The organism is Micromonospora sp. NPDC093277 (assembly GCF_044765245.1).
Classification (GTDB): Bacteria; Actinomycetota; Actinomycetes; order Mycobacteriales; family Micromonosporaceae; genus Micromonospora.
In genome coordinates, this window is the sequence record NZ_JBIWJO010000009.1 from 262,253 (window position 1) to 275,650 (window position 13,398).

At 70.3% G+C, this 13,398-nt stretch carries 16 protein-coding genes and 1 pseudogene; 7 read left to right on the forward strand and 10 right to left on the reverse strand.

What is annotated here, in order from left to right:
- Positions 1-82 precede the first annotated feature (82 nt).
- Entirely contained in the window at positions 83-454 is a 372-nt protein-coding gene (locus ACIRG9_RS21560; RefSeq protein ID WP_402858559.1) for an ArsR/SmtB family transcription factor, read from the reverse strand.
- Between the two features lie 160 nt (positions 455-614).
- Here ACIRG9_RS21560 and ACIRG9_RS21565 point away from each other — a divergent pair, with 160 nt between their 5' ends.
- A complete protein-coding gene (locus ACIRG9_RS21565; RefSeq protein WP_402858562.1) occupies positions 615-1,058 on the forward strand; it encodes an OsmC family protein in 444 nt (147 codons plus the stop codon).
- Positions 1,059-1,175: 117 nt separating this feature from the next.
- Here ACIRG9_RS21565 and ACIRG9_RS21570 read toward each other — a convergent pair whose 3' ends face one another.
- The 5 genes from ACIRG9_RS21570 to ACIRG9_RS21590 form a co-directional block, all read right to left on the reverse strand.
- On the reverse strand, positions 1,176-1,628 hold the full coding sequence (locus ACIRG9_RS21570; RefSeq protein ID WP_402858565.1) for a hypothetical protein: 453 nt from the start codon (positions 1,626-1,628) through the stop codon (positions 1,176-1,178).
- 2 nt (positions 1,629-1,630) lie between these two features.
- Positions 1,631-2,491: an ABC transporter permease gene (locus ACIRG9_RS21575; protein WP_402858568.1), complete on the reverse strand. Its 861-nt coding sequence runs from the start codon at positions 2,489-2,491 to the stop codon at positions 1,631-1,633.
- The gene (locus ACIRG9_RS21580; RefSeq protein ID WP_402858571.1) at positions 2,488-3,444 is read right to left on the reverse strand and encodes an ABC transporter ATP-binding protein; all 957 of its coding nucleotides are present in this window, start codon (positions 3,442-3,444) and stop codon (positions 2,488-2,490) included. Before ACIRG9_RS21580 ends, ACIRG9_RS21575 begins: the two co-directional genes overlap by 4 nt.
- 69 nt (positions 3,445-3,513) lie before the next feature.
- Positions 3,514-4,086 carry a histidine phosphatase family protein gene (locus tag ACIRG9_RS21585; RefSeq protein WP_402858574.1) on the reverse strand — a complete coding sequence of 191 codons (573 nt, stop codon included), beginning with the start codon at positions 4,084-4,086 and terminating at the stop codon, positions 3,514-3,516.
- Between the two features lie 257 nt (positions 4,087-4,343).
- Positions 4,344-5,600, reverse strand: coding sequence for an MFS transporter (locus ACIRG9_RS21590; RefSeq protein ID WP_402858577.1), 1,257 nt, complete (start codon positions 5,598-5,600; stop codon positions 4,344-4,346).
- Between the two features lie 292 nt (positions 5,601-5,892).
- On the opposite strand from ACIRG9_RS21590, the gene ACIRG9_RS21595 reads away from it, so the two are divergent.
- Complete coding sequence (locus ACIRG9_RS21595; RefSeq protein ID WP_402858580.1) at positions 5,893-6,924, forward strand: endonuclease domain-containing protein; 1,032 nt, start codon at positions 5,893-5,895, stop codon at positions 6,922-6,924.
- A 285-nt stretch (positions 6,925-7,209) separates the two neighbouring features.
- On the opposite strand, the pseudogene ACIRG9_RS21600 reads toward ACIRG9_RS21595, so the two are convergent.
- Together ACIRG9_RS21600 and ACIRG9_RS21605 are read right to left on the reverse strand one after the other, a co-directional pair.
- A pseudogene (locus ACIRG9_RS21600) lies at positions 7,210-7,890 on the reverse strand (alpha/beta hydrolase); the annotation flags it as partial.
- 115 nt (positions 7,891-8,005) lie between these two features.
- Complete coding sequence (locus tag ACIRG9_RS21605; protein WP_402858789.1) at positions 8,006-8,455, reverse strand: SRPBCC family protein; 450 nt, start codon at positions 8,453-8,455, stop codon at positions 8,006-8,008.
- Between the two features lie 445 nt (positions 8,456-8,900).
- Here ACIRG9_RS21605 and ACIRG9_RS21610 point away from each other — a divergent pair, with 445 nt between their 5' ends.
- The 5 genes from ACIRG9_RS21610 to ACIRG9_RS21630 are packed head-to-tail and all read left to right on the forward strand — an operon-like array spanning position 8,901 to position 11,912.
- The gene (locus ACIRG9_RS21610) at positions 8,901-9,350 is read left to right on the forward strand and encodes a YbaB/EbfC family nucleoid-associated protein (protein ID WP_402858583.1); all 450 of its coding nucleotides are present in this window, start codon (positions 8,901-8,903) and stop codon (positions 9,348-9,350) included.
- Positions 9,347-9,673, forward strand: a complete 327-nt coding sequence (locus ACIRG9_RS21615; RefSeq protein ID WP_402858586.1) for a type VII secretion target — start codon at positions 9,347-9,349, stop codon at positions 9,671-9,673. Before ACIRG9_RS21610 ends, ACIRG9_RS21615 begins: the two co-directional genes overlap by 4 nt.
- Complete coding sequence (locus ACIRG9_RS21620) at positions 9,670-10,371, forward strand: WXG100 family type VII secretion target (protein ID WP_402858589.1); 702 nt, start codon at positions 9,670-9,672, stop codon at positions 10,369-10,371. The genes ACIRG9_RS21615 and ACIRG9_RS21620 overlap by 4 nt, the downstream gene beginning before the upstream one ends.
- 11 nt (positions 10,372-10,382) lie before the next feature.
- Positions 10,383-11,189: a hypothetical protein gene (locus ACIRG9_RS21625; protein ID WP_402858592.1), complete on the forward strand. Its 807-nt coding sequence runs from the start codon at positions 10,383-10,385 to the stop codon at positions 11,187-11,189.
- Positions 11,190-11,222: 33 nt separating this feature from the next.
- A complete protein-coding gene (locus ACIRG9_RS21630) occupies positions 11,223-11,912 on the forward strand; it encodes a hypothetical protein (RefSeq protein WP_402858595.1) in 690 nt (229 codons plus the stop codon).
- 40 nt (positions 11,913-11,952) lie between these two features.
- On the opposite strand, the gene ACIRG9_RS21635 is transcribed toward ACIRG9_RS21630, so the two are convergent.
- A complete protein-coding gene (locus ACIRG9_RS21635) occupies positions 11,953-12,756 on the reverse strand; it encodes a hypothetical protein (protein WP_402858598.1) in 804 nt (267 codons plus the stop codon).
- A 116-nt stretch (positions 12,757-12,872) separates the two neighbouring features.
- Entirely contained in the window at positions 12,873-13,319 is a 447-nt protein-coding gene (locus tag ACIRG9_RS21640; RefSeq protein ID WP_402858601.1) for a hypothetical protein, read from the reverse strand.
- Positions 13,320-13,398: the final 79 nt, after the last annotated feature.

Consider the following 13,398-nt stretch of genomic DNA (forward strand, 5'->3'; position numbering starts at 1 on the left):
CGCCGGCGCGGTCGTGCGCCTCCAGCGGGCGGCCGCGAGCTCTCCGGGTGGCGTTCTTCGGCCACCCTCGCGCCGGCGCCGCTCAACGGGCCTTTTTGGTCGCCCGCTTGCGGGGCGGCGTCAACAGGTCAGCGATCGCCGCGATCGCGGACGGCACCACGCGGTAGTACGCCCAGACGCCGCGCTTCTCGCGTTCGAGTAGGCCGGCTTCGGTGAGGATGCGAAGGTGATGACTCACGGTCGGCTGGGAGAGGCCAAGCGGCGCGGTGAGGTCACTCACGGACGCCTCGCCCTCCGGAGCGGACTGGATCAAGCTGAGCAGCCGAAGTCGGGCCGGGTCGGCGAATGCCTTCAGCACTCCCGCGAGCCGCTCGGCATCCGCGCGCTTGATCGGCTCGCCGGTAAGCGGCGAGATGGCAGGCATAGCAGTTCTTGCAGTTCCCACGTCTTCCATAGTTGCACGAACACCGTCGATAGACCGGTGGAACCCGGCCCAGTACCTCGATGGAATTCGCGAGGCCGGCTGCGAGGGGAGCGGGGGCGGGGCGGCGAGGTGGTGGGCAGCCACCCTGCCGGTCACCGCGACCGAGCCGGACCTGGGTAGCTTCTCTGTCATGAGTGAGGACACTTTCCGCTCGGTGGAGATCGAGCGCACCAGCGTCGGGCAGTACATCGTGCGGAACGCCCGCGGCGGAACGATGTCGATGGGCGCGGGACAGGACGACAGCTTCACGCCGGTGGAACTGCTGCTGGCGGCGATCGGCGGCTGCACCGCGATAGACGTGGACCACATCACCAGCCGCCGCGCCGAGCCGACCCAGTTCACGGTCGAAGTCACCGGCGACAAGATCCGGGACGATGCCGGAGGAAACCGGATGCAGAACCTCACCGTCGCGTTCACCGTGACGTTCCCGCCCGGCGCGGACGGCGACAAGGCGCGCGAGGCGCTGCCCCGGTCGCTGCAACAGTCGCACGACCGGCTCTGCACCGTCTCCCGTACGGTCGAGCTCGGCACTCCCGTCTCGATCGTCGAGGCTGCCGGTTCCAGCGAGGGCTGACCCCTCCGGTCGTCACCCGGGGGATTCACGGGCGGCGAGGTATTCGAGCATCCTGCGGGTGCGGCGCTCGGAGCCGTCGCAGACAGGGCGGCGGCGGAGGTCTCGGCCCGCGCGGGTTCACTTGTCGGGGTCGAAGGCGCCGTCCCATTCGAAGACCGGGTTGGGCACGTCGTGGCCGTGGCTGTCGGTGAGGGTGGCCTGGCCGATGAGTTTCGTGGGCCCGCCGGCGAGGTACGTGGCGTCAGCCCGTACCTGCACCTCGAATTTGCCGTCCTGCGGTTGCCCGTGGTCGTCCATGAAGTGGATCATGCAGATCCAGTCGGGACCGGGGCCGACATCGGCGACCTTGGGCCCGCCGCGGTCGCAGGCGGTGGAAGCGCCGATGCTCCGCACGGTCACGCCGGGTTCGCCGAGCAGGTCGGCCCGCTGCACGTAGAGGCTCGCGAAGGCGGGCCCGATGGCCCGTTCGAGACGAGCCTTGGTGACGTCGGGCCGACCACATCCGGCGAGTGCCCCGGAGGCGGCGAGGGCGAGGCCGATGGCCAGTGCGAGGGTGCGCGTACGGGTCAAGGTCAGCCTCCGGTGATGTCGCGGCGACGAAGGTAGAGGTAGGCGACGGTCAGGCAGACGACGAGCCAGCCGGCGCTCACGATCACGCCGGTCGTGATCGGGGCGTGGAACGGGGGCGCGGTGAGCAGGCCGTGCCAAGCCTCGAACGGTGTGGTGAGCAGCAGCCGGCGGGCCTTGTCCAGACCGCCCAGGCTGCTGGCCAGCTGCATGATCATCCCGAGTGCGACGGGCGCGGCGACGCCGATCGTGGCGTTGCGGGTGACGACGGACAGCAGGATCGCCAGGGCGGTGAACCCGAGCACCGGTGCCACGGCGGTGGCCCAACTCGCGACGACCAGCGGCAGGGCGTGGTCGGCGGGGATGACCTGGCCGCTGAGCCCGGGCAGGGGTTGGGTGCCGACGACGAGCAGGCTCGCGGTGATGGTGCTGGCGGCGAGCAGCACCAGGACGAGGAGGTTGAAGCCGACGGCGGTGAGAGTCTTGGCCCAGAAGACCTGGGTACGGCTGACCGAGCGGGTGAGGATGGTCTTCCAGGTGCCGTGCTGGTCCTCGTTGGCGAAGATGTCGCCGGCGACGAGGGCGGCGAGCAGGGGCAGCACCCACTGGTGGGCGAAGGCGAGCACGAACAGCGGTACGGCGAAGCCGCTGGTGTGTATGTGCCGGCCGTAGATGGTGTCCTTCGGCGGCAGTTGCGTGTTGAAGATCAGCACGATGGCGATCGGGACGAGCGCCGCGCCGATGACCAGTGCCCGGCTGCGGGCCTGTGCGGCGAGCTTCGCCACCTCCCAGCGCAGCACCGCGGCGATGCCCACCCGGCGGCGCGCGGTGGGCGGGCCGGCGTATGCGGCGGTCGTGGTCGTCATCGGCGGGCTCCAGTCGAGATGTCGACGCCGGCGGCCGGTCCGGCGGGGGCGGATTCGGTGAGCATGAAGAAGAGCGCCTCCAACGGCGTCTCGTCCCGAGTGAGGCCGCGCAACGCGATACCCGCGTCGACAATGTCGGCCACCAGCGCGTCGACGTCCTTCTGCGGCCCACGGACATCCAGCCCGTCTTCGGCCACGGTGACCTCGAGCCGTCGGGTCCGGGCCAACTCGGCCGCCCGGTCGTTGTCCGTGGTGGTGATTCGGTGCGCCTGCTCGGGCGCCAACTCCCGCAGGGCGGCGATCGAGCCGTGGTGCACCACCGACCCGGACCTCATGATGGTCACGTTGTCGCAGATCTGCTCGACCTCGGCCATGTCGTGGCTGGAGAGCAGGACCGTGAGGCCGGTGTCGGCGAGACGCCGGACCAGGGCGCGCATGTCGCGGATGCCGGCCGGATCCAGGCCGTTGGCCGGCTCGTCGAGCACCAACAGCCGCGGGTTCCGCAGCAGCGCGGAGGCGACTCCCAGGCGCTGGCGCATGCCGAACGAGTAGCCGCGAACCCTGTCGTGCCGCCGGCCGGTGAGTCCGACGAGATCCAGCACCTCGTCGATGCGGTCGGCGGCGTCACCCCCGTCGAGGCCGGCGAGCAGCCGCAGGTTCCGCCAACCGGACAGGGCCGGGTAGAACCTGGGGCTCTCGATGAAGCCGGCCACCCCGGACAGGGAGTTGACGCCGTGGCGCCGCCAGGATCGGCCGAACACCTCCAAGGTGCCGCTGTCGGGCCGGACCAGCCCGAACAACATCCGCAGGAAGGTCGTCTTGCCGGCCCCGTTGGGGCCCAGGACTCCGTACACCTCGCCCTGGGCGACCTGCACCGTGATGTCATCGACGGCGGTCAGCGAACCGTAGGTCTTGGTGAGATGAACGGCGTTGACCGCCAGCACATCACTCATGCCCCGGACGCTAGGGATCGCACATGAAGCCAGCATGAAACCGGCGGGGCGGCCGGGGCCGGCCAGTCGTCAAAGGTGCCCCGTGTCGTTGAAGCTGACCAGGGTCGGCGGTCGGTCGGAGTCCCACTGCACGACGGTGATCGCGCAGTTGGCCTGGTTGAGGCCGATCCACCGCCACACCGGGGCGTCGAGCATGTGGCGGACGAACCATCCGATGACGAAGTTGTGCGTGATCAGCAGTTCGTGCCGGTCGGTGTCGCCGGCGACACCGAAGTGTGCGACGGCCGCCTGTAGGGCGATCGCGTCTTCGTCGCGTTCGTCGTCGGGTACACCGTCGAGCCAGGCATGCCACCGGTCCGGGTACCGGCCGCGTTGGGCGGCGGAGGGCACCGGCGTGCGGTCCGCGACATGGTCGCAGCCGTGTCGCGGCACCTGTGGGAGATGGCCGGCGACGATGTCGGCGGTCTGGGCCGCCCGGGCCAACGGGCTGTGGTGGATCGCCGAGAAGGGCACCGTGCTCAGCCGCCGACCCAGCCGGTCCGCCTGCTCGCGGCCGAGTTCCGAAAGGCCTCCGTCCGAGGCGTGACCGGATGCCTGATCCTGTTCGCCGTGCCGGACCAGGTACAGCTGCGTACGAGCCATCGTGAGTCATCCTCCGGTCCCTGTGCGATGAGGAGCAGGATAGGTGGCGACGACGGATCGGGGGCCCGCCGCAGCGGCGAGCCCCCGACCCCCGGCGGTCAGGCCGCGTGCAGCGTGACGTTCGTCCCCCAGAGCAGCCCGATGACGCCCTTCACCGCCGGCGGCGCCCGGCGTGCTCGGCCGCCTCGTCAGTTCGGCCAGGGCCGTCCAGCTCGGTTTGCGGCCGCTGCTCGCCCCGCCGCCCGCTGACCCATCGGTCAGTCTCCTCGCACCGCGGCGGCGGGCAGCCGCCGCTCGAGGGCCAGGATCGCCAGGATCGCGACGCCGTTGAGCGCCGCGAGGGCCACCCAGGGCAGGCCGTGCCGGACAGCGAAGAGCGCCGTGAAGAAGGTGGGCCCCACGACCTCAGCCAGGGTGAAGGAGTACTGGAAGATCGCCAGGTAACGACCGCGGGTATCGGCCGGTGCGGCAGCCGCGGCGAGGCCGATCGACACCGGCGTGTGGATGACCGTGGCCGCCGTGTAGAGCAGCGCCGCCCCGACGAGCACCGGTATTCCCCACGACAGATGTCCCGGGCGCAGCACGGTCAGCAACAGTGCCCACGCCGCCCAGAGCGCGGCCGCCGTGGCCAGCACACGGGTCCGGCGGAAGGGGCGCAGCCGGAGCACGACCGGCGCGGTGACCAGCGACACCACCACGGTGTTGCCGACCAGCAGGCTGGACACCAACCAGGCCGGGGCGTGCAGATGCAGCAGTACGAGGGTCGGCAGCGCCAGAGCCAGCATCATGGTGGACAGGGCGAACACGGCATTGACGGCGACGAGCCCCAGGTAGGGGCGGTCCCGCAGCAGCCCACGGTAGCCCTGCAGGACGGCTACCTCCTGCTGCTTGGCCCGTGGTGCCCGAACCACGAGCGCGATCGTGCCGGCGGCGACGGCGAAGCAGGCGGCCGCGCCGAAAGCGATCAGCCGAAAGGTGTGCCGATCGGTGTCCGGGCTGGCGAGCGCGACGCCGGTCAACACGCCGCCCACACCCAGGCCGGCCGTGCGGGCCATGCTCGACCAGCCGTACCAGTAGTCCTTGCTCTGCGCGCCGCGCTGGCCGTCGACGTAGTCGGCGATCAGCGTGAAGATCGAGGACCAGAAGAACCGCACGCCGAGGGCGGTCAGGACCGCCGAGACCAGGATGCCCACGGGCCCGTTCGCCAGGCCGGCGGCTGCGTAGCCCAACGCCTGCAGGACCTGCGCCAGCACGACCAGCGGCAGGGCGCCGTACCGGTCCGCCAGGGCGCCCGCGAAGAGCGGGATCGGCAACTGCATCACGTTCGCCACGCTGAGCAGGACGCCGACCAGGGCGAGCGGGACGTCGGTGACCCGGGTGAAGAAGATCAGGCCCAGCGGCAGGAACAGCCCGTTGCCGATCGAATCCACGACCAGCGCGCCGATCAGGACAGCGCCGCCCCGGCTGCGGTGCGCCGGCGTCACTGGCGTGGCGACGGATTCTCCGACTGTCACGACTACCGATCCTCTCGGGCGGCCGACCGGGCTTCGGCCCGCTGTCTACGGCGGAGCCCGCACACTACGCGCGACAGTGGCCGCGGCAACTCAATATCCAGCTCGCGATCACCATTGATCGTTGGCAGCTCAGCGACCCGACACGCCGACGCCTGTACAGCTGAGCCGCCAACGATCAAGGCTCGCCATAGCAGCTGGCGTGGGGGGATGGGGGTTGTGCACAGGGGGTGAGTGTGCACAGGTCGGGACGGGTGGGGTTGTCGGCCGAACGGTGGGAGGACAGGGTCAGGGCGTGAATCCCGTGCTGATGGAGTTGGTGGGGCGGGGCGGCGGGCTGGTGACTCGGGCGACAGCCGTCCAGGTCGTGCCGGAGTGGACCTTGGAACGGGCATGCCACGTCGGCGACCTGGTGCGGGTTCTGCCCGAGGTGTTCGCGGCGGCGCACCTGCTGGCCGACCGGCCGTGCCGCGCCGTGCCGGCCATCGGCCGACTCGACCCTGAACTGGGCCGCCGTGCGGTTCTCGCCTGGGCCGACGGCCGCGGCGCACTCAGCCACCTCTGCGCCCTCGCCGCTTGGGGGCTGCACCGGCAGGCCGCCGGCGATCTGCTGCACCTGAGCGTGCCGGCCGGCGTCAGCCTGCGCAGCCGGCCCGGGGTGGCCGTGCACCGACGGCAGGGCCTCGTGCTCGAGCCGCCGCACGTGATGGTCCGGCGAGGACTGGCGGTCACCCGCATCGAACCGGCCCTCGTCGACTCGTGGCCGATACTGCCGCCCGGCGAGCGGAGGGCACCGGTGATCCAGGCGGTCAACGATCGGCTGACCACACCGGAGCGGCTGGAGGTGGCACTGGGAGCCTCGCCGAGGCTGAATGGCCGGGTAGCGTTCCGGACGCTGCTCAGGAGGCTCGCCGAGGGCTGCCGCAGCCCGCTGGAGATCTGGGGACACGAACGCGTCTTCACCGGCCCGGGGATGCCGAGGTTTCGACGGCAGGTGCCGATCCGGCTCGGATCGCGCACCGTCTACCTCGACCTCTACGCCGAGCCGGAACGCGTCAACATCGAACTCGACGGCGCCACCACCCACGGCGACCCCCACCAACGCGAGATCGACCTGCGTCGAGACGCGCAGCTGGCTGCCCTCGGCATCCTGGTCGTCCGCTTCGCCCACCGTAGGCTCGTGCACGAGATCGAGGAGGTACGCCGCGAGACCCTCGCCATCCTGTCCACTCGTCGCCCTGACACCAGCGTTCCCCCGACCGCCGCCGTCGTGCCCAGCCATCGTTGGCAGTTCAGCGGTCCGACACGCCGACGACAAGCCAGCTGAGCTGCCAACGATCAAGGGCTGGAACACGGGCGCCGGGAGCGGCCGCAGACGCTCCGTCAGCGGGAGATCACATGGCGATCGGTTCTGCCGAACCAGATCGACTCCGGCTGATCCGGAGAATGACGCGGACCCCAAGGGGTTCGTCGCGCTATCGGGACCTGGGGGTTCGCGGTGGACGCCGCCAAGGGCCTGGCGACCGTGTTGCGCCAGGAACGTGGTCACCACCCGCCGGAAATCGTCGGGGTTCTCGACCCACGGCAGGTGACCGGATCCGGCGAGACTCACGCGTTGGCTGTTGGTCAGCGCTCGGTGCAGCGAGTCGACTGCCCAACGGGGGCGGATGTCCTCAGTGCCGTCGATGATGAGCACAGGCGGGTCGAGCGTGCGGCACCGCACGGCTGTCTCGGAGTTGTCGAGTTCCTGCTTGACCTCGGCGTTGATGGCCTGGTTGCAGTCGTGGTTGATGCCCAGCCATGGCGTGGCCATGCGTTCGGCGTGCCGCAGCGCCGTGCCGTGGTCGGCGAAGTCGGCCGACCATTGCAGCACGGCCCGTTCACGTTCCTCCTCGGGCGTGCGGGCGCAGGCGCCGAGGGCCTTCCACCGGTCCAGATGATGCCCGAGCCGCAGCCTCAGATTCCGCTTGTAGTGCGGATGCCAGCCGCGTTCGGGGTCGATGCCGGTTCCGGACACGTAGATCAGATGGCTGACCCGTTCGGGGTGCTCGATGGCGTACCGCAACGCCAGGTGCGCACCCCACGAGTGGCCCAACAGGGCCATTCGCGGTCCGGCCAGCTGATCGCGAACGGCGTCGAGGTCGGCAACGAAGCGGGCGACGCTGTACGGCCCGCGCCGCTGCGAGCGTCCACAGCCGCGCTGGTCCCATCGGATGGTGCGGGCACGATCTTCGAGCAGCCGGGCCACCGGGTCGAGATAGTCCCACAGGCCCGGGCCGCCGTGGCAGAGCACCAGTGGTGGCCCGGCGCCGGCCTGTTCGACCCACAGCGGCAGTTGTCGTCGCTGCGCACGTCCAGGCTCATGGGCGGCAGTATGGCGGCTTGTGCCGGACGTGCAGCAGCCTCACCTACGCTGCACGGAGTCGCCGGTGTGTGGCGATGTCATCCACGCGGTGCAGGGTTTCCGCGTTGCGCGCGCGCAGTACCACTGACATCACGGCCTCCGGGACGAGGCGGGCGAACCCTGCGGCCGCCCTCCAGCCCATCCGTACCCGGGTCGTGGTGTCCGAGATCGGCTCCAGGATCAGGCGGACACGAGCGACGCCGAACGGTCCGGCGTGCGCTTCGAGCTCGAGCAATCGGTTCGGCTCCATCTCGCGTACCACGGTCTGGTCTTCGAGCTGCAGCGGCCAGGGGCCCAGCCGGTGGTGGACTCGGGTGCCCACCGCGGGCCAACCGTCGTCGACGGCCCGTATGTGGGCGGCGCCGACGACCCAGCTGGCGTAGCTCCAACCATCCGCGAGCACGGCGAAGATCCGCTCGGGTGGGGTACGGATGGTTCGACAGACCTCGATCATCACGTCTCCTCCCCTCGGGCCGTGCCGCACACCTTCCCTGTCTGGGCCGAGGCAAACGAGGGCCGGTTCGGCCGAAGAGCGCCACGCCACCGGCCCCGGATGCCGAGTGCCCGTTTTGTCCGGGTAGGAGACGGGATGCGGCGAGCGTCCCTGCTGTTGACCGCCGCCCGGACCGGCTCGTCTCATCGCCGGGCGTTGATTCTCGGACCTCCGGAGGCCGTCCCACGACGACGATCCCGCAGGCGAGGCCGATGGCCTGCCAGGTGGCGGGACAACGGCGGGCGACGGCGTGCCGGTCGCGTCGCCGGGTGCACTCGGGGTCGCGGTGACGGATACGATTGCCACGCCTACGACGGTGAGTGGCGGCTCTGCAATCGACAGTGCCCTTAGGAGGTGCTGCGAGCCGGCAGTCTCCACTGGATCCGCGGCTGATCGGGGGAGGCGCATGGAGAGCGGGACTCTCGGCGACGACGGTGTGCTGGACCCGGATGGCGCCATGGACCAGATGCGGGCCTGGAAAGGCCGCATCGAGAAGCTCGCCACCGACACCAAGGTGATGAGTGATCGCCTGCAGGACCTGCGGGTCACGGCCACGGACGACAACGGGCTGGCCGAGGTCACGGTCGACTCCACCGGCGCGCTGTTGGACCTGCGCCTGGGCCGGCAGATCCAGCGGGTCTCGCCCGAGGTGGTGGCCCAGGCGGTCATGAACGCGATCAGGCGGGCGAAGGAGCAGCTGGCCGAGCGGTCGCAGCAGATCCTCGCGGAGACCGTCGGTACCGAGTCGGCGGCCGCGCGGGCGATCGCGGAGCGGGTGGACAGACAACTGCGCCCCGATCCGGAAACCGGATGGGGCGAGCCCGGCTCGTACGACGGCCACGGTTGGCGAGGATGAGCGGCGCGGCTGGCTGGACGGCCGACACCGAGCAGATCCGCGCGCACGCCTCGTCCATCGAGGAGTTGCGCTCCCGCTTCGAGGCGGTCCGCGGCGCGAGCGCCCACATCGCGCAGGACGACCAGGCGTACGGGCTGCTCTGCGGTTGGATCTCGGCGATCCTGGAGGGCCGGCACACCCGCCAGGACGAGTTGGTCGCGTACGTCGAGGAGAACCTGCGGTTGGTCGCGGACGGTCTGCGCCGCACCGCCGACAGCTACGACGGCACCGACGGTGACGCGGCGGGCTCGATGAGCGCGATCAGCAGGCGGTTGAGCGCATGACCGACGATTCGCTGGTCGCGGACGTCCAGTCCACCCGTGAGGTGTGGACCGGCTCGTCGCTCGCCGACGGGGTCGAGGGCCTGGTCGACGCGATCCGTAGCGAGGGCTGGGTGGACGACCTGCTCGCCGGGGCATCCTTGGGGCTGGACGTGGTCTCGACGGTGCTGGACCCGTTCAGCGCCCTGCTGGCCAACGGCCTCGGTTGGGCGATGGAGTACTTCGATCCGCTGCGGGAGATGCTCGACTGGCTGACCGGCATGCCAGACGTCGTCGCGTCGCACGCGGCGACCTGGGACAACATGGCCGGCCATCTGCAGCAGATGGCCGCCGATCTGCAGGCGCACCTCTCCGGGGACCTGCCGGACTGGCGGGGCCACGCCGCCGAGGCGTACCAGTCGCTGATGAAGAACAACGTCGACGCGATCCTGGGCCTGGGGGGTGCGTCCGCGGCGATGGCGGCCGCCACCCAGGCCGCGGGAAACCTGGTCTCCTTCACCCGCGACATCGTCCGTGACCTCATCGTGGACCTGGTCGCCCGCGTGATCGTATGGGCGGTCGAGGCGATCTTCGTGGTCACCATCCCGGTGATCGCCGCGCAGATCACCGCCGCGGTGCTCAAGTGGGCGGGCCGGATCCTGAGCTACACCACCGCGCTCGTCACCAGCCTCACCAACCTGTCCAAGCTCATCAACGGCTGACCGGGGGGATCGTGGCGAAACCAAAAGGACCCCACGGCCACCCCGGCGAGGGCGGCGATGGCGGCGAGGGTGGCGGCGACAGCGGTGTGCCGCGGCAGCGGGGTGGCGGATCGCACGGCAGACCCGCCAGCGTCGCCGAGATCCATCAGAACGCCGCCACGGCAGCGGAGGGCGGCCGGCCCGGCGGACCGCGCTCCCAGGACGGCAAGCCCGCCGGCCCGGAGAGTGCCGGCCCGAAGAACAACCCCGAACTGGACAAGCACGACCCGCAGACCCTGGAGGAGATCGCCAAGGCCCGGCAGCAGATCGCCGGCAAGCTCCAGGACATGGCCGACGACGCGTGGGACCACGTCGACCAGAACCGGGACGCGATCCTGCAGCAGGAGGGCTACCAGCGGCAGCGGGAGGCGCTCTTGAAAAGCTACCCCGAGGATGTGGCGGACCTGGTCGTGGAACGTACGGCGCTGGGCATCGAATCCCACCGCCACCTCACCAACGCGATCGACGCCGAGGGGCAGAACATTCTCGACCCGGAAACAGGCTTCCGGCTACGCACCGAGGTCGGCTACGACGCCGAGGGCGTCGAGACGACAAATCCGACCGACCAGAACTTCCGGCCGGACGTCATCCTCGAACGGCAGTACACGGACTCCGCCAGCGGCGACCTCGACTGGGAGGTCGCGCACGCCTACGACCTGAAGACCGGCCTCAAGACCGGCATCGAGCCGAGCTGGGCCAACAAGGTGCAGCAGAAGCTCGACCTGCCCAACCCACCGGAGGAGCTACGACCGACGCAACGACCGTTGAGCGTAGACTGACGGGGCCTGGGCGCCGACCCGCGAAAGGTACGCATGTCCTCTGCTGACAAGGCACAGCGGTGGCGGCAAATCCTGTCCGAACTGCGAGCCGAGCTGCCGGGAGAGTGGTGTCTCCGCGGCACCGGTCTCGGCAGCGTGCTGGCCCGCGAACCACTGGACTGGTCCCTGGCCTGGATCGGATATGCCGGTTCGCCCACCCGGCCCGTGGGCTGGGTTTCCGCCGGTGTGCAGCCGCTCGTGACGCCCTTCACCAGCTGGGTCATGACCTACGGGGTCCGGATGGACGAGGTCCTGTCAGGGCCGTCGACGGTGGACCTGTTGTCTGACGCAGCGGCTGGCCAGACGCGGCAGTTCGTGCTCGATGCCGGTCTGGAGAAGATCGACAGCTGGCCTCCCACGCGCCTTTCCGATGTGGCCGAGCGGGACTTCGCCCAAGATCCTCGCCAGCGCCGGACGCACTGGCACCAGCTACCGGGCTGGCGGGTGGTAAATGGCGCGGCTTCGCCCGTTGAGCCCGCGAAACAGCTCGCTGAGCTGTACCACGACCGGGCCCAGGGGACCTCCGGCAAGGGTGCCCGGCAACTGGCGGAGCAGGCCACGTTCTACGAGCGACTCATCCAGGCATGGCACGAGGGAGAACGCGAGGCGGCGCTCCGGTTCCTGACCGAGCAACGGGATCAGGCGCTGGCCGTCCGGAAGGTCGACAAGGCGCTCACCCCGTAGGTCGCCGTACCCGGATGCGCTCCGGTTCGACCTGGCCTGCTCAGTGACCGCGGTCCAGCCGCTCCACCACCGGGGCCAACGCCTCGGGCATCCGTACCTGCACGGCCCCCGCGGATTCCCCCGCCACGACGCGCACCGGGTGGAACTCGCCGCCGTGCCACCAGAAGATCTGGTCGGTGCAGGGATCAGTGGCGGCCGCGAACATGGAGTTGGCCAGGCGGTGCAGCGCCACCGCGCGGTCCTGCACACGGCCGACCACACGGTGCAGCATCACCGCGCTGTACTGCGGTGCCGCTACCAGTGCGCCGTTGTCGGCCCCGTCGGGCAGGAACCGCTTGACGGACATGAGGGCGGTCGTGACGAACGGATTGCCGTCCGAGGCGAGCAGGCGAACCGATCCACCGCCGGGCAGCTCATGATCCCGCACGTCGAGGGAGACCAGTTCGCGTTCCACGGTCTGCCGCACGGCGATGCGGACCAGCCCCTCGGGATCACCGCCCAGTTGCGCCACCTGGGCGAGGGTCAACAGGTCCAGACGCTCGGGCCGGTTCACCACCACCATCGCGGTGAAATGCGTACCGAACGGCATAGCCAGATAGTTGTCGGCCTCGGGCGTCGCGGCGGCCGGGATGAGCCGCAGCCGGAGCTGCTCTACATCGGCCGGCCCGAGCTCGGCGGAGACCTGGTCCGGCAACTCCCGGCGAACCGCCGCGAGCCAGTCGGCCACCACGTCGGGCCAGGACTGGCGGGGCTGATCCAGGCAGCGACGCAGCAACGGGACCAGGGACACCCGGGCCCGACCGCCCGGCATGACGATGATGACCTCATCGCTGTCCGTCGCCACGCGTGCTCCCGGCATTCGAGCCGGCATCGCGTCCTCGACCAGAGCGCGGACTGTGCCCATCAGGTCTGAGTTCTGCGACGACGCCACGCTGCATTCATACCATCGGCCCGCCAGGCTCAGTCGAGCAACCAGACGTGCAGCTGCGTGCCGTACGGAGTCACGGCGAGTGCCGTCAGCGCGAGCCACGTCCCCGTGCTGACGACGAGCCACTTGAACGCTTTCCGGTCGCCGACCCGCCAGGTTCGGACCAGCGCCGCCAACCCGAATACCAGGGCCACGAAAGCGAGCGGGTAGACGAACATCGCCGATGCCCGACTCAGCTCGAACACCCAGAGCAGCGGGTTCCACGCCGAATCCGGGCCGATCGGCGGAAGCGAATCCTTCGGGTCGCCCAACCGCTCCAGACCCGGGTCCAGCACGGCCGGGAAATCCCCGACGTGCAGTGCGGCCACGAGCAGCACACCGAAGCTGCCGACCAGACACGCCGCCAGCAGCAGCACCTGCGCCGATGCCACTACCCGGCCGCCGAGTGAAGACGCCGAAACCTGATCCTGTCGACCCATCGACGCAAGGTACACGCTCGCCGTCGGCTTCGGGGCCCCGCGCCGGCAGGCTCAGTGGCTTCGCGAGATCCTGCCGGCT